The organism is Arthrobacter sp. FX8 (assembly GCF_026723805.1).
GTDB lineage: Bacteria > Actinomycetota > Actinomycetes > Actinomycetales > Micrococcaceae > Arthrobacter.
This window is the reverse complement of record NZ_CP113505.1, coordinates 1,447,419-1,466,800: the sequence shown is the minus strand read 5'-3', so window position 1 is coordinate 1,466,800 and position 19,382 is coordinate 1,447,419. Positions and strand designations below refer to the sequence as shown.

Annotated in this window: 14 protein-coding genes and 2 pseudogenes; 9 read left to right on the top strand and 7 right to left on the bottom strand. The window is 66.7% G+C overall.

Features of this window, described 5'->3' with window-relative positions; genetic code table 11:
* Positions 1-6 precede the first annotated feature (6 nt).
* From sufD to OUO20_RS06580, 3 genes and pseudogenes are all read right to left on the bottom strand, one after another.
* Positions 7-1,247: pseudogene (gene sufD / locus OUO20_RS06590) on the bottom strand (Fe-S cluster assembly protein SufD).
* Positions 1,247-2,710, bottom strand: coding sequence for a Fe-S cluster assembly protein SufB (gene sufB / locus OUO20_RS06585; protein ID WP_018772111.1), 1,464 nt, complete (start codon positions 2,708-2,710; stop codon positions 1,247-1,249). The pseudogene sufD and the gene sufB overlap by 1 nt, the downstream one beginning before the upstream one ends.
* The gene (locus tag OUO20_RS06580; RefSeq protein WP_268003118.1) at positions 2,710-3,507 is read right to left on the bottom strand and encodes a helix-turn-helix transcriptional regulator; all 798 of its coding nucleotides are present in this window, start codon (positions 3,505-3,507) and stop codon (positions 2,710-2,712) included. The genes sufB and OUO20_RS06580 overlap by 1 nt, the downstream gene beginning before the upstream one ends.
* Positions 3,508-3,632: 125 nt before the next feature.
* Between OUO20_RS06580 and OUO20_RS06575 the strand changes: the two genes are divergently transcribed.
* From OUO20_RS06575 to OUO20_RS06565, 3 genes are read left to right on the top strand one after another with little or no spacing between them, the layout of a single operon-like run.
* Entirely contained in the window at positions 3,633-4,601 is a 969-nt protein-coding gene (locus OUO20_RS06575) for an ABC transporter ATP-binding protein (protein WP_056390246.1), read from the top strand.
* Positions 4,598-5,365, top strand: a complete 768-nt coding sequence (locus OUO20_RS06570; protein WP_018772114.1) for an ABC transporter permease — start codon at positions 4,598-4,600, stop codon at positions 5,363-5,365. The genes OUO20_RS06575 and OUO20_RS06570 overlap by 4 nt, the downstream gene beginning before the upstream one ends.
* A 7-nt stretch (positions 5,366-5,372) precedes the next feature.
* Entirely contained in the window at positions 5,373-6,335 is a 963-nt protein-coding gene (locus tag OUO20_RS06565) for a COX15/CtaA family protein (RefSeq protein WP_018772115.1), read from the top strand.
* Positions 6,336-6,443: 108 nt separating this feature from the next.
* Here the strand turns inward: OUO20_RS06565 and OUO20_RS06560 are convergent, their stop codons facing one another.
* Together OUO20_RS06560 and OUO20_RS06555 are read right to left on the bottom strand one after the other, a co-directional pair.
* Positions 6,444-8,711 (bottom strand): SulP family inorganic anion transporter, encoded by a 2,268-nt coding sequence (locus OUO20_RS06560; protein ID WP_018772116.1) that lies wholly within the window; start codon positions 8,709-8,711, stop codon positions 6,444-6,446.
* 222 nt (positions 8,712-8,933) lie between these two features.
* A complete protein-coding gene (locus OUO20_RS06555; RefSeq protein ID WP_018772117.1) occupies positions 8,934-9,893 on the bottom strand; it encodes a heme o synthase in 960 nt (319 codons plus the stop codon).
* 519 nt (positions 9,894-10,412) lie between these two features.
* Here OUO20_RS06555 and tkt point away from each other — a divergent pair.
* From tkt to pgl, 6 genes and pseudogenes are all read left to right on the top strand, one after another.
* A complete protein-coding gene (gene tkt, locus OUO20_RS06550; RefSeq protein WP_026266206.1) occupies positions 10,413-12,530 on the top strand; it encodes a transketolase in 2,118 nt (705 codons plus the stop codon).
* Positions 12,531-12,558: 28 nt separating this feature from the next.
* A complete protein-coding gene (tal, locus tag OUO20_RS06545; protein ID WP_018772119.1) occupies positions 12,559-13,674 on the top strand; it encodes a transaldolase in 1,116 nt (371 codons plus the stop codon).
* 5 nt (positions 13,675-13,679) lie between these two features.
* Positions 13,680-15,311 (top strand): glucose-6-phosphate isomerase, encoded by a 1,632-nt coding sequence (locus OUO20_RS06540; RefSeq protein ID WP_268003117.1) that lies wholly within the window; start codon positions 13,680-13,682, stop codon positions 15,309-15,311.
* Positions 15,312-15,326: 15 nt separating this feature from the next.
* A pseudogene (gene zwf / locus OUO20_RS06535) lies at positions 15,327-16,885 on the top strand (glucose-6-phosphate dehydrogenase).
* Complete coding sequence (locus tag OUO20_RS06530; RefSeq protein WP_134165361.1) at positions 16,882-17,823, top strand: glucose-6-phosphate dehydrogenase assembly protein OpcA; 942 nt, start codon at positions 16,882-16,884, stop codon at positions 17,821-17,823. The pseudogene zwf and the gene OUO20_RS06530 overlap by 4 nt, the downstream one beginning before the upstream one ends.
* A gap of 37 nt (positions 17,824-17,860) precedes the next feature.
* Complete coding sequence (gene pgl / locus OUO20_RS06525; RefSeq protein WP_268003399.1) at positions 17,861-18,631, top strand: 6-phosphogluconolactonase; 771 nt, start codon at positions 17,861-17,863, stop codon at positions 18,629-18,631.
* Here the strand turns inward: pgl and OUO20_RS06520 are convergent.
* Positions 18,584-18,979, bottom strand: coding sequence for an RNA polymerase-binding protein RbpA (locus tag OUO20_RS06520; protein WP_026266190.1), 396 nt, complete (start codon positions 18,977-18,979; stop codon positions 18,584-18,586). The genes pgl and OUO20_RS06520 overlap by 48 nt on opposite strands.
* A gap of 135 nt (positions 18,980-19,114) precedes the next feature.
* A complete protein-coding gene (gene secG / locus OUO20_RS06515; protein WP_018771976.1) occupies positions 19,115-19,372 on the bottom strand; it encodes a preprotein translocase subunit SecG in 258 nt (85 codons plus the stop codon).
* Positions 19,373-19,382 lie beyond the last annotated feature (10 nt).

Here is a 19,382-nt window from a genome sequence, read left to right as displayed (position 1 = left end):
CTGTCTCTAGTAGTCGATTGCCGCGAGTTCGCGTTCCACGGCATCGGTCAGGCGCTCTTCGAGGGCCGGGACCTTGATCTGCTGGATGATCTCGTTCAGGAAGCCGCGGACCACCAGGCGGCGGGCAACATCCTCGGGGATGCCGCGGGCCATCAGGTAGAACAGGTGCTCGTCGTCGAACCGGCCGGTGGCGCTGGCGTGGCCGGCACCCTCGATCAGGCCGGTCTCGATCTCGAGGTTGGGCACGGAGTCCGCGCGGCAGCCGTCAGTCAGGACCAGGTTCTGGTTCTTCTCGTAGGAGTCGGTGCCCTCGGCCTGCTTCTGGATCAGCACGTCGCCAACCCAGACCGTGTGCGCACCCTTGCCCTGCAGCGCGCCCTTGTAGAGGACGTTGGACTTGCAGTTGGCCACGTTGTGGTCCACGAAGGAACGGTGCTCCAGGTGCTGGCCTGCATCGGCGTAGTAAAGGCCCAGGAGCTGTGTCTCGGCGCCTTCCCCGGCGAAGCGGACGTTGGAGTTCAGGCGCACGATCTTGCCGCCAAGAGTTACGGCAATGTGCTTGTACACGGCGTCCTTGGCAACCTCGGCGTCATGCTGTGCCAGGTGCTTGGCGTCGTCCCCCCAGAGCTGCAGGGAAACCACCGTGAGGTGGGCGCCTTCGCGAACCAGGACCTCAACGTTGCCGTTGTGGTCTGAGGTGCCGTCGTGCTCGATGATCACGACGGAGCGGCTGTTGACTCCGGCTTCGATCACCACGTGGGAGTTGGTCCGGCGGCCTGCGCCGTTGCCGGTCAGGACCAGGCGCACCGGCTCGTCCAACTCGGCGTTCGCCGGGATGGAGATGAGCTGGGCGTCGCCGGCGTTCGCGGAAGCCACGACGGCGGCACGGTCGGCGGGGACGAGGGTGGCGCCACGGGGGCCTCACCTGCGCGGAGGGTCCGCTGGACCACGGCTGCAGGTGCCTCGACCGTAACGCCAAGGGCGCCGGCCTCCGACGGGGTATCGGACAGCAGGTTGGCCAGTTCACGCACCGGGGTGAAGCGCCATTCCTCTTCCCGGCCGTTGGGCAGGGCGAAATCGGCCACGTCATGGCTGGTGAGCCGCTCGGCGCGGGAGGCCATGACCTGTGTGCCGTGGCTGTGGTGGCGGTCCACCTTGGAGGCGACGAGGTGCTCGCCCTCCTCGGTGAAACCGGCGATCGACGGTGCGCCGACGCGCGCCTTTTCGGTAGTTGCTTCGGCAGTCATTAACCGACGGATCCTTCCATCTGGAGTTCGATGAGGCGGTTCAGCTCGAGGGCGTATTCCATGGGCAGTTCGCGGGCGATCGGCTCAATGAAGCCGCGCACGATCATGGCCATGGCCTCGTCCTCGGGCATGCCGCGGGACATGAGGTAGAACAGCTGTTCCTCGCTGACGCGGGAAACGGTGGCCTCGTGTCCCAGCTGGACATCGTCCTCGCGGATGTCGATGTACGGGTAGGTGTCAGACCGGGAAATGGTGTCCACCAGGAGGGCGTCGCAGCGCACGGTGTTGGCCGAGTGCTTGGCTCCTTCCCGGATCTGGACCAGGCCGCGGTAGGCGGCGCGGCCGCCACCACGGGCAACGGACTTGGAGATGATCGAGCTCTTGGTGTTCGGCGCAATGTGCACCATCTTGGAGCCGGTGTCCTGGTGCTGGCCTTCGCCGGCGAAGGCGATGGACAGGGTCTCGCCCTTGGCCCCTTCGCCTACGAGGTACACGGCCGGGTACTTCATGGTGACCTTGGAGCCGATGTTTCCATCGATCCATTCCATGGTGGCGCCTGCTTCGCAGATGGCACGTTTGGTCACCAGGTTGTAGACGTTGTTCGACCAGTTCTGGATGGTGGTGTACCGGACGCGGGCGCCCTTCTTGACGATGATCTCCACGACGGCGGAGTGCAGCGAGTCCGAGGTGTAGATCGGCGCTGTGCAGCCTTCGATGTAGTGGACGTAGGAGTCCTCGTCGGCGATGATCAGCGTGCGTTCGAACTGGCCCATGTTTTCCGTGTTGATGCGGAAGTAGGCCTGCAGGGGGATCTCCACGTGGACGCCCTTGGGGACGTACACGAACGAGCCGCCGGACCAGACGGAGGTGTTCAGCGAGGCGAACTTGTTGTCGCCTACCGGGATGACGGTGCCGAAGTACTCCTGGAAGATCTCCGGGTGTTCCTTCAGCGCGGTGTCGGTGTCCAGGAAGATGACACCCTGCCGCTCAAGGTCCTCCCGCAGCTGGTGGTAAACAACCTCAGACTCGTACTGGGCGGCAACACCCGAAACAAGGCGCTGCTTTTCGGCCTCGGGGATGCCCAGCTTGTCGTACGTGTTCTTGATGTCCTCGGGCAGGTCTTCCCAGGTGGCAGCCTGCTTCTCGGTGGAGCGCACGAAGTACTTGATGTTGTCGAAGTCGATGCCGGAGAGGTCCGCGCCCCAGGTGGGCATGGGCTTGCGGTCGAAATACTTCAGGCCCTTCAGGCGCAGGTCGAGCATCCATTCCGGCTCGCTCTTCTTCGCCGAAATGTCCCGGACTACCTCTTCGTTGAGCCCACGGCGGGCGTTGGCGCCGACATCGTTCTTGTCAGCCCAGCCGTACTCGTAGTTGCCGATGCCGTGGAGCTCGGGATTCTTTTCCAGAATCTCCGAGATCACAGTGTTTTCGGCGACTGCTTTCTCTGATAGTTGGTCCGTCATCACGGCCTTTCTTGCTGATGGTTGATTACTTCGTCCAGGCTGGCGGGGGCTGCCGCCGGCACCGTGGCCGGTTTGGCAGGCAGCCTGCCTGTAGGAATATGTGTGGTGCAGACGTGGCCGCCGCGGGCCAGCGTGGAGAGGCGGCGGACGTCAACGCCCACCAGCCTTGAAAAGACTTCGGTCTCGACGTCGCAGAACACCGGGAAGCGGGCGGCGAGCTGCTGGATGGGGCAGTGGCCCTGGCAGAGCTGCACGCTGGAAAGCGCCGCGGGCAGCGGTGCCTTTGCCTCGATGGACGCAGCGGAGGCCACGAAGTTGTCGCGGGTCAGCGCCGCTGCGAGTGCGGTGGCGCGGTCCCGGATGTCCGGGCCGGCCTGCTCGATTTCGGGTGCGTAGCGCCGCTCCATGTCCGCAAAGCGCTCCTCGGCGAAGGCGCGCACCGCGTCCGGGCCTGCCATCTTTTGCAGCTGCTGGAGCGCAAGGGCGGCGATGTCCAGGTAGTCGTTGCCCAGGCTGGACTGGCCCTGTGAACTGAGGACGTAGCGGCGGGCCGGACGGCCGGCACCCGCGCCGGGCTTGGCCACCCGCTTGACCTCGATGACGCCCGCACGCGAGAGGTGGTCCAGGTGGCGCCGGACGGCGGCCGGGGTGAATCCCAGCATGTCGCCCAGTTCGGCCGCGCTGACGGGCCCGTGCTCCAGGACGGCAGCGAGGACCCGGTCCCGGGTGCGCTCGTCGGCATCAGCCACAGGCCCGGGCGCAGGCACGGGCGCAGGCACGGCAGTAGCGTTGGTCATGGAATACACAACACAATCATGTCGTAATTTAGTCCCGCACTCCAGTAAGGGCAGGCTGACCTATGCCAGGCAGCTGCACAGGCCCGGGGGACGGTGCTAAATACTACATCCCGTAGAATACTGTGGTGCGATCCCCCCAGTCCCCCGTTCTGTCCATCCATGGGCTCATCAAGGACGTCGGCCCCCTTTCCAGCCTGGACGGAAAGATGCTCAGGGTTGTCAGCGGCGTTTCACTCGTTGCCGAGCGCGGACAGGTAACCGCCCTCCTCGGCGCCAACGGTGCCGGAAAAACCACCACCCTCGAATGCGCCCAGGGCCTGCAAAAGCGCAGTGGCGGCACCATCTCGCTGCTGGGCCAGGACCCGGCGGCGGCAGGCGCTGACCTCCGGTCCCGCGTCGGCGTGATGCTGCAGGACGGCGGCCTCCCGCCGTCGGCCCGGCCCCTGCCGCTGCTGCGGCACATCGCCGGGCTGTACGCCCGCCCGTGGCCGCTGGAAGACCTGGTGGGCAGGCTGGGCATCGACTCCTTCAGCCGGACCAGCGTGCGCAGGCTGTCCGGCGGCCAGAAACAGCGCCTGGCACTCGCCGCCGCCCTGGTGGGCAGGCCCGAAGTATTGTTCCTGGACGAGCCCAGCGCCGGACTGGACCCGCAGTCCCGGCAGCTGGTGTTCGACCTGATCGCCGAGTTGCGTGACAGTGGGATGGGGATCATCCTCACCACCCACCTGATGGACGACGCCCAGCGCTTGGCGGACTACGTGTACATCATCGACGGCGGCCGCAACGTTGCCGAAGGGACCGTGCAGGAACTGCTGCAGCGCAGCCCCGTTGCGGACCAGGACGGCGGGCACATCCGGACGCTGGTGTTCGAAGCCCCGCCCGGGCTGGACCTGGCAGCCGCTTTGCCGGATGACGTGGACGTTTCCGAACCCCGTGCCGGCAGCTACACCATCACCGGCGCCCTGACGCCCCGGCACCTCTCCGCCCTGGCCCGGTGGTGGGAGGCGAAGGGAATCATGCCCGCCTCAATGAGCCTTCAGGCGCGTAGCCTTGAAGACGTCTTTTTGGATATCTCGGGAAAGGACATCCGATGAGCACCGCAGCAATGCAGGAGGCCCAGCAGCCGGCGCCCCTGCTGCGCCGGGTCCTGCTGCAGGGCAAGTACGAGGCACTGACAATGCTGCGGAACGGCGAGCAGCTGATCCTGGCAGTGGTGCTGCCGCTGCTGGCACTTGTGGGCCTGACGGTCACCCCGTTCCTGGACGGAATGGGATCCAGCCGCATCAACGTGGCCGTTCCCGGAATCCTGGCCCTGTGTGCGATGTCCACGGCCTTCACCGGCCAGGGCATCGCCACCGGCTTCGACCGCCGCTACGGCGTACTCCGGTTCCTGTCCACCACCCCCTTGGGCCGCGGCGGCCTGATTGCCGGCAAAGTCCTGTCGGTCCTGGCCGTTCTGTGCCTCCAGGTGGTGGTGGTTGGCGTGGTTGCCCTGGCCCTGGGATGGCAGCCGACGGCGGCGGGCTGGCTCCCGGGGCTGGCGCTGCTCGCGCTGGGCGCGGCGGCTTTCACCGCGCTGGGGCTGCTGGTGGCCGGGACAGTCCGGCCGGAAGCCACGCTGGCCATCACCAACCTGCTGTGGATCCTCCTCGGCGCCATGGGCGGCATCGTCATCCCCGCGGGGCGACTGCCTGCCGCCGCGCAGGCAGTCGTGCACTTCCTGCCCTCCGGCGCCCTGGGCGAATCGATGCGGGCCGCCTTCCTGGACGGGGCCGTGAACGGCGGCGCCGCCCTCATCCTGCTGCTCTGGACGGTCATCGCCGGCGCCGCAGCCATCCGTTGGTTCAAGTGGAATTGAGATAACCGTGTCCACGGCTTCACGCCTCCCCCAGCTCGCCGGCCGCCTGGCCTCGCGGCTCCCACGCACCGTGGACGTCCGCATCCGCCGCCTCGCCGTCGCCTCCCTGATCGGCCAGACGCTTCTGGTGGTCACCGGCGGCGCCGTCCGCCTCACCGCATCGGGCCTTGGCTGCCCCACCTGGCCCCGCTGCACCTCCGACTCCCTGGTAAACACTCCGGAGATGGGCATCCATGGCTTCATCGAGTTCGGCAACCGGCTCCTGACGTTCGCGCTGGCCGCCGTCGCCGCCCTGATGCTGGTGTACCTGTGGAACCTCCGGAAGGAGCGCAAGGACCTCTTCCTCCTGGCACTGGGCCTGCTGGCCAGCATCCCCGCCCAGGCCGTGATCGGCGGCGTCACCGTGCTGACCAACCTCAACCCGTGGGTGGTGGGCCTGCACTTCCTGGTCTCCATGGCGCTGGTGGTCTTCGCCACCCTGCTGGTCAACCGTGCCTTCGGGCGGACCGGCCGCTTCCTTGCCACCCGGCCCGCCGCCCTGCCCGCACCCCTGCGCCCGGTGACGGCCGCCGTCGCGCTTTTCTCCGCCGTCGCCGTGATGCTCGGTGTGGTGGTCACCGGGGCCGGCCCGCATGCCGGTGACGCCGATGCTCCCCGCAACGACCTGGACTGGGATTTGTTCTCCCACATCCATGCCGTGCCCGCGTACCTGGTGACTGCCGGGACTGTAGTGGCCCTGGTCCTGGTCATCAGGCGCCGCATTACGGGCCCCTTCCGGACGGCCGTCCTGGCCCTCCTGGGCGTCACCGTGCTCCAGGCGGTGATCGGGTTTACGCAGTACTACAACGGTATTCCGGCGCTGCTGGTAGCGGCCCACATGCTCGGCGCGGCCCTGCTGATGGCGGCATCGACCAACGCCTGGGACATCGCCCGTTCCAGTGCCGTGGACTCATCCAGGGCAGCGAAGTAGGCGCCCGCCCACCCGTACAGCGCGCAGGCGCCCCGGCCCGGGATGGGGCCGGGGCGCCTGCGTTTACCGCCTTTGTATGTTTCGCCGCCTTGCAGGCGTCCCGGGAAATTACCGTTCAGCGAAGGCGTTGATCCGAAGCCCGGACCCGCCGGCCGGGTCAAGGTTCCGGATCCCCGTGGCGGTGATCTGCAGGACCTGCGCGGTGGCAATGTCGTAGAAGAGGCCCGTTGCCTGCACCTTTCCCTCCACCAGCGCCGGGCCCGTCACCGGGTGGTCCTGCAGCTTGGCCAGTTGCACGGCCACGTTGACCATCGCCAGTTGGTCCACCCGGGCGTAACCCGCCGCCGCCGCCTGCCGGCCCACCGGATGCCCTTCCAGCAGCTCCGTGTAGCTGGGCCGGGCGTGGTCCAGCCACTGTCCGAATGCCGGACCAAGCGAACTGTTGTCTTCGCCGCCGGCCTCTGCGAGCAGCGCCTTCATGGCGCCGCAGTTGGAGTGCCCGCAGATGGCGACCGACTGCACTCCCAGGCCGTTGACGGCAAAGGACAGGGCAGAATCCGTTGAGGCGTCCTGGCCATTGCCGCACACCACGTTGCCGATGTTCCGCAGCGTGAGCAGGTCCCCCGGGCCGCTGCTGGTGATCAGGTTCGGATTGACGCGCGAATCGATGCAGCCCACGAACAGGCTGTCCGGGTTCTGTCCTTCCGTCAGGTCATGCACCAGCGGACGGACCTGGTGCGCAAACCGGCGGTGGTATTTGTTGACGCCCTGCAACAACGGCTCCTTCCTTGGCGGAAGGGGCAACTCGGTGGCTTCCTCGCGCCGGGGAGCCTGGTGGGCGGCGTCCCGGAACACCGTGTTGCCGTGCTCCTCAAGGTTCACCGTGCCGCCGGCGGCCTGGTGCTGGAGCTGCCAGGCCAACAGGGCTTCCCGGAAGGAATGGTCAACATAGTCGGCGTTGAGCTCCACCACCACGTCCGCGCCGGCGGGCACCGACTGCAGGACGCCGTTGAGCTTTGGCAGCGCGAAGAAGCTGCATGATCCCGCGATGGTCACCCGCCAGGGCGACGGCGGTGCGGCGGGACGGTGCGCCTGGATGGGGGCCCGCAGAACACGCCACAGCACACTGGCAGCGGCGAGGGCCAGGCCGATCATGACTCCTTCCAACAAGTTCAGGAACACCACGCAGATGAGGGTAACCGCGTAAATGGTGAGGTCTCCCGTGCGCAGGCTGGTCCGGATGTCCGCCACCTTGATCAGCCGCGCGCCGATAACCACCAGCAGGCCGGCCAGGACGGCCAGCGGGATCAGCTGGATCAACCCGGCAAAGAGGGCAGAGAAAGCCAGAACCCAGACACCGTGCAGCACTGCGGATGTCCGGGAAGCCGCTCCCGCTTCCACATTCGTGGCGCTGCGGACAATGACGCCCGTCACGGGCAGGCCGCCCAGGGACCCGGAAACGATGTTTGCGGTGCCCTGCCCGATGAGCTCCCTGTTCAGGTTGGTCCGCGGACCGGTCTGCATCTTGTCCACGGCCACGGCCGACAGGAGGGACTCGATGCTGGCGATGAGGGCCATGGTCAAGATGGCAAAAGCGAACGCGCGCCAGTTGCTGTCCGGAAGCTGCGGCAGGGCGATGGCATCGAAAATGGAGCCATCAAGGGAGATGCGCTCAACACCGGGGGCAAAGGCCACGGCCAGTGCGGTTCCTGCCGCGACGGCGGCCAAGGGGCCCGGAACACGCCGGACCGTGGCGGGCAGAAACTTCCAGCACAGCAGGATTGCCACGACGGCCAGTCCCAGCAGGGCCGCGTGCAGTTCCAGGTTGGTGATGGCTGCCGGCAGTGCCGCAAGGTTCTCGAGGGCCGAGCCTGCCGGCCGGGATCCGAGAAGCACGTGGACCTGCTGCAGGATGATGGTGACACCGATGCCGGCGAGCATGGCTTTGACCACCACCGGTGAGACGGCCAGGGCGGCCCGGCCCACGCGGCTGATGCCCAGCAGGAGCTGCACGGCGCCCGCGGCCGCGGTGATGGCGCAGGTCACCTGCCATCCGAACTCCTGGACCAGCCCGGCCACGACGACGGTCAGCCCGGCCGCGGGTCCGCTCACCTGCAGCGGTGAGCCGCCCAGGCTTCCGGCCACGATCCCGCCCACGGCTGCAGCGATGAGGCCTGCCATGACGGGGGCTCCCGACGCGGCTGCGATGCCGAGCGAGAGCGGGAGGGCCACGAGGAACACCACCAGGGATGCGGGTACGTCGGCGCCCAAATGGGCAGCAAACGGCGGGCGGCGGAAGGTGAAGCGGCCACGGCTTCCCCGGCCTCCCGGCGGGCTGTGGCTGGGGGCGGGAATTGTGGAGGGACGGACTTCCATGGATTTTTCCTTTGATCGAGGGAAGGGTCCACCCCACCGTAAGCAGCTGGTCATGATGGATGACACTTAAAGTGACCGATATGACAAAAATGTCATATCGGTTTCGATTCCGTGCACGCGCAGCCTGCGCGGGTTAACGCAAACGGCGGCCCCCACCACTCAGGTGGGGGCCGCCGATGGGCTTGGGCCGGGGATGTGCGTCGGCGATCTGCGCCCCGGGGCCTAGCCGGCCATGATTGCATGCCCGACGAACGGGTCCACCGCCAGCGCGATGAACAACAGCGTCAGGTAGCTGATGGAGCCATGGAAGACCTTCATGGCGCGCTTGTCCGGGATGTCCTCGCTGTGGGCGCGCGAATACAGGGCATGGGATTCATAGAGGAACCACGCGCCGGCCAGGACTGCGGTTACGGTGTAGACCCAACCGGCCCCACCCGCAGGAATCATTAGCAGGGAGCAGGCCACCATGGCCCAGGCGTACAGGACCACCTGGACGGACACCACCTTGGCGCCGGCGATGGCACCGAGCATGGGGACGTTGGCGTTCCGGTAGTCCTCGCCGTAACGCATGGACAGGGGCCAGTAGTGTGGCGGGGTCCACAGGAAGATCACCATGAACAGGACGACCGCCGGCCACTCAACAGAGTTGGTGACGGCAGCCCACGCGATCAGCACCGGGAAGCAGCCTGCTGCACCGCCCCAGACAATGTTCTGCGCCGTGCGCCGCTTGAGGATCATGGTGTAGATGACCACGTAGAAGAAGATGGCACCCAGCCCCAGCCAGGCGGAAAGCGGATTGGCTCCGAACCAGAGGATCACGATCGAGGCGGCACCCAGCAGCCAGGAAAAGACCAGCGCCTCGCGCGGGGTGACTTCACCGGTGACCAGCGGCCTGTTCTCCGTGCGGTGCATCAGCTTGTCGATGTCGCGGTCGATGTAACAGTTGAAGGCCCCGGCGCTGCCCGCAGCGAAGGCACCGCCCACCAGCGTGGCGAGGATCAGTCCGATGGATGGGAAGCCCCGCTGGGCGTAAATCATGGTGGGCAGGGTGCTGACCAGCAGCAGTTCGATCACGCGCGGCTTGGTGAGGGCGAGATACGCCTTGGCCTTACGGGCAAACCCGGCGCCGGAGGCCCGGGATGCGTTCAGCGGCGTATCTGTTGTGCTCACGGTGGCAGTCACCCGTTCTGTGTGGCAGTTGAGGCTGGCAGTGCAGCTCCGGTCGAGCGGCCCGGACCCGGGCACGGCAAGAAGGGAGGAAATGCTTCAGGTGCGTGCAACAGTCGGGAAACCCCGGACGGCGATAGGGATGCACGCCCGGCGTTGGCCTCCGAATATCATACCGCGCCGCGGGCGCTGTCCCGGCCCCGCCATATGCGCAGATGATTGCTCACGGGCCCATTCGAGCAGATTAACTCAACCCTTCGTGACGGTGATTCACAAAAGGGGAAATTGCGTCCAAAACGTGAGATTTGGGCCGCCCGCAGAATGGATAAGAGCTAAGCTGTCAACAGATCAGCACGCAGCAAGAAAGCGGTGGAAAACGCATTCCCGCTGCTGTCCGTGACTGAATGCAAGGATCAACGTTTCGATGGTGAACGGCTGGTACACACCGCAGCAGGCGCCACGCAGTGCGCCCTTAAACGGAACCGGTGTACAGCCGCCATCAGCACAGAGAGGGGCCCGGTTTTCGTGCCACATTTGGAAGAGCAAGAACTGTCATGGACCAGCTTGGACCAGCGCGCCGTGGACACCATCCGCGTCCTGGCCGCCGATGCCGTAGAGAAGGTGGGCAACGGCCACCCCGGAACCGCCATGAGCCTGGCCCCCGCCGCTTACCTTCTTTTCCAGAAGCTGATGCGCCATGACCCGCGCGATCCGCAGTGGCTGGGCCGCGACCGGTTCGTCCTGTCCCCCGGCCACACCTCGCTGACCCTTTACATCCAGCTGTTCCTCTCCGGCTACGGCCTGGAACTGAAGGACCTGGAGGCGCTTCGCACGTGGGGTTCGCTGACCCCGGGACACCCGGAGTACAAGCACACCGCCGGCGTGGAGATCACTACCGGACCGCTGGGCCAGGGCCTGGCCTCCTCGGTTGGCTTCGCCTACTCCCAGCGCCGCCAGCGCGGCCTGTTCGATGCTGATGCCCCCGCCGGCGAATCGCCGTTCGACCACACCATCTGGGTCATTGCGTCCGACGGCGACCTCCAGGAAGGCGTCACGGCCGAGGCTTCCTCGCTCGCCGGCCACCAGGAACTCGGCAATCTCGTGGTCATCTACGACGAGAACCACATCTCCATCGAGGACGATACCGACATCGCCTTCACCGAAGATGTCCTGAAGCGCTATGAAGCCTACGGCTGGCACACCCAGCGGGTGGACTGGACCAAGACGGGCGAATACAAGGAAGATGTGCAGGAGCTGTACTCGGCCCTGCTCGCAGCGAAGGCTGAGACCTCCAAGCCCTCCATCATCTCCCTGCGCACCATCATCGGCTACCCGGCGCCCAAGAAGCAGAACACCGGCAAGATCCACGGCTCCGCCCTCGGCGCCGAGGAAGTCGCAGCGCTGAAGGAAGTCCTGGGCTTCGACCCGTCCAAGTCCTTCGATGTGGACCAGGAAGTCCTGGCCCACGCCCGCTCCGTAGTGGACCGTGGCGCCGCCGCCCGCAAGGAATGGGAAGAGTCCTTCAATGCCTGGCAGGCAGCCAACCCTGAAGGCGCGGCTCTGCTGCAGCGCATCGAGGCCAGGGAACTTCCCGAAGGCGTGGACGCTGCCCTTCCGGTCTTCCCGGCAGGCAAGGACGTTTCCACCCGCGCAGCATCGGGCAAGGTACTGAACGCGCTGGGCCCGGTACTGCCCGAACTCTGGGGCGGCTCCGCCGACCTCGCCGAGTCCAACAACACCACCATCGAGGGCTCGCCGTCCTTCGTGCCGGCCTCCAAGCAGACCGGTGCCTGGTCCGGCAACCCCTACGGCCGCGTGCTGCACTTCGGCATCCGCGAGCACGCTGCTGCCTCGATCGTGAACGGCATCAGCCTGGCGGGCAACACCCGCGCCTTCTCCGGCACCTTCCTGATCTTCAGCGACTACCAGCGCCCCGCCATCCGGCTCGGCGCGCTCATGGGTGTTCCGTCGCTGTACGTCTGGACCCACGACTCCATCGGCCTGGGCGAAGACGGCCCCACCCACCAGCCGGTGGAACAGCTCGCCTCGCTGCGTGCCATCGTTGGCCTGGACGTGGTCCGCCCCGGCGACGCCAACGAAGTGGCAGCTGCGTGGAAGACCATGCTCGAAAACCACAGCAACCCTGCCGGCATCGTCCTGACCCGCCAGAACATCCCCACTTGGGAACGTGGCGCGGGCGACGCCGACGGCGACACGTTCGCTTCCACCGCAGGTGTTGCAAAGGGCGGCTACGTCCTGGCCGAGGCCTCGAAGGACGGCGCCACGGTTCCGGCCGACGTGATCCTGATCGGCACCGGCTCCGAGGTCCAGTTGGCCGTCCAGGCGCGCGAAGCCCTCCAGGCCGAAGGCATCGCAGCCCGGGTTGTCTCCATGCCGTGCGTCGAGTGGTTCAAGAAGCAGGACGCCGCCTACCGCGAATCCGTCCTGCCCGCCGCCGTCAAGGCACGCGTTTCGGTGGAAGCAGGACTGGCCCTGGGCTGGCGGGAATTCGTCGGCGACGCCGGCCGTTCCGTGAGCCTTGAGCACTACGGCGCTTCCGCGGACTACAAGCGCCTCTTCCAGGAGTTCGGCATCACGGCAGAAGCAGTGGCTGCCGCAGCCAAGGACTCCATCTCCAGCCTCCAGGCCTGAAACCCTCATCTTTTAGGAGATACAAGAAATGACTACTCCCACCCAGCAGCTCTCCGACGCCGGAGTCTCCATCTGGCTCGACGACCTTTCCCGCGGACGCCTGCAGACCGGCACCCTCCGCAAGCTCATTGAAGAGAAGAACGTGGTCGGCGTGACCACCAACCCGTCCATCTTCCACGCAGCCATCACGTCCGGCACCGACTACGACCACATCATTGCCGGCAAGGCTGCAGAAGGCGCCAGCGTGGAGGACACGATCTTCGAGATCACCACCACCGACGTTGCCGATGCCTGCGACCTGTTTGCACCCGTGGCTGCTGCCACCAAGGGCGTTGACGGCCGCGTCTCCATCGAAGTCGACCCGCGCCTTGCCTGGGACACCGCAGGGACCATCGCCGAGGCCAAGCACCTCTCGCAGCGAGTCAACAAGGACAACGTCCTGATCAAGATCCCGGCAACCATCGAGGGCCTTGAAGCCATCACGGCAACACTGGCCGAGGGCATCAGCGTCAACGTGACCCTTATCTTCTCGCTGGAGCGGTACCGCGCGGTCATCAATGCATTCCAGTCCGGCCTGGAACAGGCCAAAGAGAACGGCCACGACCTTTCGAAGATCCACTCCGTTGCCTCGTTCTTCGTCTCCCGCGTGGACACGGAAATCGACAAGCGCCTCGACAAGATCGGCACCGACGAGGCAAAAGCCCTCAAGGGCAAGGCCGGCGTGGCCAACGCCCGCCTGGCCTACCAGGTCTACGAAGAGCTCTTCGCCACCGAACGGTGGGCGCTGCTGGCCGACGCCGGGGCTCTCCCCCAGCGCCCCCTGTGGGCTTCCACCGGTGTGAAGGATCCTGCTTACCCGGACACCCTTTACGTCACCGAACTCGTGGCCCGCGGCGTGGTGAACACCATGCCGGAAAAGACGCTGGATGCCACCTTCGACCACGGCGTGGTTACCGGTGACACCATCACCGGCACCTACGCCGAAGCAAACGCAACCCTCGACGCCCTTGAAAAGCTCGGGGTCTCCTACAACGACGTCGTGGCACTCCTTGAAACCGAAGGCCTGGACAAGTTCGTGGCCAGCTGGAAGGAACTGCTGGCCGACGTCGAAGGTGCCCTGGCCTCTGCACGGAAGGCTTCCTAACACCTATGAGCACTCTCAGCTTCGACGCCACCGGCGCTGCCCAGCACGCGCTTGAACAGCACCTTCCCGCCCTGGTGGAGGACCGGGTCGCCACGCGGATCTTCGCCAAGGACCACACCCTGTGGGGTCCCGACGCCGAATCGGAGTCGGCAATCCGCCTTGGGTGGGTGGAGGCGGCAACAGTCTCACAGCCTTTGGTCAAGGACATCCTGGAACTCCGCGACGCCCTGCGCGCGGAGGGAGTGAGCAGGATCGTGCTCTGCGGCATGGGCGGATCCTCGCTGGCCCCTGAGGTCATCGCGGGCACCGCCGGCGTCGAGCTGACAGTGCTGGACAGCACGGACCCGGACCAGGTCCGGGCTGCCCTGGCGGACCGGCTGGGCCAGACCGCAATCGTGGTCTCGTCCAAGTCCGGCTCCACCCTGGAGACCGACTCGCAGCGCCGGATTTTCGAGCATGCCTTCACCGAGGCCGGCGTGGACGCCAAGAGCCGGATCATCATCGTGACGGACCCGGGTTCGCCGCTGGACAAGGCCTCCCGCGAAGCCGGCTACCGCGCCGTCTTCAACGCCGACCCCAACGTGGGCGGCCGCTACTCCGCGCTTACAGCGTTCGGCCTGGTTCCTTCCGGCCTGGCCGGCGTGGACATCCAGGCATTCCTGGACGAAGCCGAGGAAGCTGCCGAGATCCTCAACGACGACGCCCCTGAAAACATCGGGTTGGCACTGGGCGCCGCGCTGGGCGGAACCAGCCCGCTGCGGAACAAGGTCGTCATCGCCGAGGACGGCTCCGGCATCGTTGGCTTCGCGGACTGGGCTGAGCAGCTCATCGCCGAGTCCACGGGCAAGCTGGGAACCGGGATCCTGCCGGTCGTCGCGGGGCCGCAGGCCCCGGAGGTAACCTCCGGTGCCCCCGACGTCCTGGTGGTGCGGCTCGTCGCCGCGGATGCCGACGTCGAACCCGGTGACAACCAGGTGGCCATTGCCGGCGGCCTTGCCACCCAGATGATGGTGTGGGAGTTCGCCACCGCCGTTGCCGGGCGCCTGCTGGGGATCAACCCCTTCGACCAGCCCGACGTTGAGGCCGCCAAGGTGGCAGCGCGTGGGCTGCTGGACGCCCAGCCGGAGCCCACGCCTGCGGCATTCGTCGACGGCGCCATTGAGGTGCGCGGCGGGGACTGGCTCGGAAACGCCGCCACGGCGGAGGGCGCCGTCAAGGCCCTGCTGGGCACCCTGGCCGCGGACAGCTACCTGAGCGTACAGGCGTACTTCGACCGGCTGGCGTTCGCCGGGCTGGAGGGTATCCGGGACGAACTTGCCGCCGCGACCGGCCGTCCGGTGACGTTCGGCTGGGGTCCGCGCTTCCTGCACTCCACCGGCCAGTTCCACAAGGGCGGTCCCGCCATTGGCGTGTTCCTCCAGGTCACCGCCACCCCCGCCGAGGATCTGGGGATCCCGGACCGGCCCTTCAGCTTTGGCGAACTCATCGCCGCACAGGCAGCAGGCGACGCCCAGGTCCTGGGTGGGCACGGACGTCCCGTGCTCCGCCTCCACCTCACCGACCGTGCCGCCGGCGTGGCGCAGCTGCAGGACATCGTCGCTGCCCTGTCCACCCGCGCATCCGCTACCGAAAGCTAAGGCGCAGAAGCAACCATGCCAGAAACTGAATACGGCAGGAAGGGCGCGGGCCGCGGGCGTAATCCGTTGCGCGATCCGCGTGACCGCCGTTTGAACCGGATTGCCGGTCCGTCGTCGTTGGTGCTCTTTGGGGTCACGGGTGATTTGGCCCGGAAGAAGCTCATGCCTGCGGTGTATGACCTTGCCAACCGTGGGCTGTTGCCGCCGAGTTTCGCGCTGGTGGGTTTTGCCCGCCGGGAGTGGGACAAGGAAGATTTCGCCGCCGAGGTGAAGGCCTCGGTGCAGGCCCATGCGCGGACGCCGTTCGATGAGGCCGTGTGGAACCAGTTGTCCGAGGGCATCCGGTTTGTCCAGGGCGAGTTCGACGACGACGCGGCCTTTGAACGCCTTGGTGAGACCATCAAGGAACTCGACGACGTCCGGGGCACCCGGGGAATCACGCGTTCTACTTGTCGATCCCGCCCAAGGCGTTCGAGCAGGTCTGCCGGCAGCTCTCCAAGCACGGCCTGGCGCAGGCCGAGGGGGACAAATGGCGGCGCGTGGTGATCGAAAAGCCGTTCGGTCACGACCTACAGTCGGCCAGGCAATTGAACGACATCGTCGAATCGGTGTTCCCGCCGGACGCGGTGTTCCGGATTGACCATTACCTGGGCAAGGAAACGGTGCAGAACATCCTGGCGCTGCGTTTCGCGAACCAGTTGTTCGAGCCGTTGTGGAACGCTAACTACGTGGACCATGTCCAGATCACCATGGCCGAGGACATCGGCACCGGCGGCCGGGCAGGATATTACGACGGCGTGGGCGCGGCCCGCGACGTGATCCAGAACCACCTGCTGCAGCTGCTCGCTTTGACGGCGATGGAGGAGCCGATCTCCTTCAACGCCGATGACCTGCGGGCAGAGAAGGAAAAAGTCCTCGCCGCGGTCAAGCTCCCGGAGGACCTGTCCACGCACTCGGCCCGCGGGCAGTTCACCGGCGGCTGGCAGGGCGGCGAGCAGGTCCAGGGCTACCTGGAGGAAGAAGGCATCCCCGCCGATTCCACCACCGAAACCTACGCCGCTGTCAGGGTGGACATCCACACCCGCCGCTGGTCCGGAGTGCCGTTCTACCTGCGGGCCGGCAAGCGCCTGGGCCGGCGCGTGACCGAAATCGCGGTGGTCTTCAAGCGCGCCCCGAACCTGTTGTTCCGTGACCACGGGGAGGATGACTTCGGGCAGAACGCCGTGGTGATCCGGGTCCAGCCCGATGAGGGCGTGACCATCCGGTTCGGTTCCAAGGTCCCGGGCACGCAAATGGAAGTCCGCGACGTGACCATGGACTTCGGCTACGGGCACTCGTTCACGGAGTCCTCTCCGGAGGCGTACGAGCGGCTGATCCTGGACGTGCTTCTGGGTGAGCCGCCGCTGTTCCCGCGGCATGAGGAAGTGGAGCTGTCCTGGAAGATCCTTGACCCGTTCGAGGAATACTGGGCGTCCCTGAGTGAGCAGCCCGAACCCTACGCCCCCGGTTCCTGGGGCCCCGCCTCGGCCGATGAGCTGCTGGCCCGTGACGGACGAACCTGGAGAAGGCCATGATCGTTAACCTGCCTGACACCACCACCTCGAAGGTGTCCAAGAAACTCATGGCCCTGCGCGAGCAGGGCGGCGTGATCGCGCTGGGCCGGGTCCTGACCCTGGTGGTCGTGACCAAGTCCGGACTCGAGGAAGAAGCGATCGAGGCCGCAAACGACGCCAGCCGGGAACACCCCTGCCGGATCATCGTCCTCGCCGACGCCGGGAAGGACGCCGAAGACCGGCTCGACGCGCAGATCCGGGTGGGCGGGGACGCCGGCGCCTCGGAAGTGATCGTGCTGCGCGGCTACGGCCAACTGGCCCACGAGTCCGAGTCCCTGGTGGCCGCGCTGCTGCTCCCGGACGCCCCAATCGTGGCCTGGTGGCCGCACGGCGCCCCCGCGAACGCGTGCGAGACCTCCATCGGCGCGATCGCGCACCGCAGGATCACCGACTCCGCGAACGAACCCGACCCCCAGGCCGCACTGGAACGGATCCACCGCACCTACAAGGCCGGCGACACCGACCTCGCCTGGACCCGGCTGACCAACTGGCGGATCCAGCTCGCGGCAGCCCTGGACGAAGTGGACTCCTCACCGGTCACGGCCGTCGCGGTCGAAGGCGCCTCGGACTCACCCTCCACCATCCTGCTGGCAGCCTGGCTCACCCTGACCCTGGACGCACCCGTGACCATCGTCGCGGACCCGGCAGGGACCGGCATCCGCCGCGTCCGCCTCAGCCGCCCCGGCGGCGACGTCCAGCTGTTCCGCCCCGGACTTTCCGTCGCCGAACTCACCCAACCCGGCCAACCCGCCCAACGGATCTCCCTCCCACGCCGCAGCCTCCGCGACTGCCTCGCCGAAGAACTCCGCCGCCTCGACCCGGACGAAGTCTTCGGGGAAGTGATTACTATGGGACTGCCACGTACCAATCTAAGGAGCGTCCGACCCAGTGAGCGTTGACCCACGAGTAAGCATCCATCCAGATTCGTCCGTCCTCATGGCCGCCATCGCGGCCCGCCTGATCACCAAGCTCGTTGACGTGCAGGACAAGTACGGCGAAGCCACCGTGGTGCTCACCGGGGGAACCGTGGGGATCGGCACGCTGAAGGCGGTTGCGGACTCACCGGCAGCGCCCGCCGTCGACTGGTCCAAGGTCAACTTCTGGTGGGGCGACGAACGATTCGTCGGGTCTGCCGATCCTGAGCGGAATACCAGGCAGGCGTTCGACGCACTGCTGTCCCACATCCCCGTCAATCCGGACCGGGTGCACTCCCCTGGTTCTTCGGATGAGTTCGGCACTCCGGAGGAAGCCGCCGAGGACTACGCCCGCCAGCTGCGGGAAGCCGCAGCAGACGAACACGCGGCCGACATGTCCGACGACCGGCCGGAGGAGCCGTCCTCGCTCCCCCGGCTGGACGTGGTGCTGCTCGGCGTGGGGCCCGACGCACACATCGCATCGCTGTTTCCGGAACAGGCCGGCATCCGCGAAAAGGAGCGCACGGTGGTTGGTGTCAGGAACTCCCCCAAGCCGCCGCCGCTGCGGATCTCGCTGACCCTTCCCGCCATCAATACGGCGGCGGAGGTTTGGATGGTTGTGGCCGGTGAGGACAAGGCAGGAGCTGTGGGGCTGGCCCTGGCCGGGGCCAACCCTGTGCAGGTACCGGCGTCCGGCCCCCGTGGAACGTCCCGTACCCTGTGGTTGATTGACGAGAATGCAGCCTCACGTGTCCCGCAGCAGTTGGTCCGGAAGGACGCCGCGGGCGCGTAGCTTTTCCAGCGCTCCGGCCAGGACGTCTTCGGCGTCCTGGGCGGAGCGCCGTTCTTTAACGTATTCCAGATGGCTCTTGTAGCCGTCGTCGAAAGGGTCGTCAGCAGCCGCGGCCCGTCCGTCCCTGGTGGCGGGTCCGCCACAACGCCTGCAGTCCCACGTCGCGGGAATCTGGTCCTCGGGCATCTTCAGGAACACGGGCTGCGTCTCATGCCCCCTGGCACACCAATAGGACACCCGGATACGGGGAAGAGGGCGCGGGGACGAGTCGTTGGACTGCAGGCTCGACCCGGACCCTGCAGTAACCCCGGCGCGGGTGCCCCGGAAGCCTGATGACGGATGGACCATTACGACTCCTGCCTCGAAGCGGACGCCGGGGACCTGCAGCTTAAACAAGACTGTGGCCGCCGGGTGAACCGACAGCCACAGTCTAATTGGCAGGCCTACCGGGCGGCAGGGCCTAAAGGACCTTGTACAGCAGGGTCAGGAATCCCCGGTCCCGCTGAACCGCATGATCAGGCCAAGGGCGATGATCACCACGCCCCACGTCACGCCCAGGATGATGGTGAAGCGGTTGAGGTTCCGTTCTGCCACGCCTGAAGAGCTGAGGCCCGAGCTCATGCCGCCGCCGAACATGTCGGACAACCCGCCGCCGCGTCCCTTGTGCAGGAGGATCAGCAGCGTCAGCAGGAGGCTGGTGATGCCCAGGAGGATCTGCAGAATGACATGAAGAACGTCCACGACGGCCTTT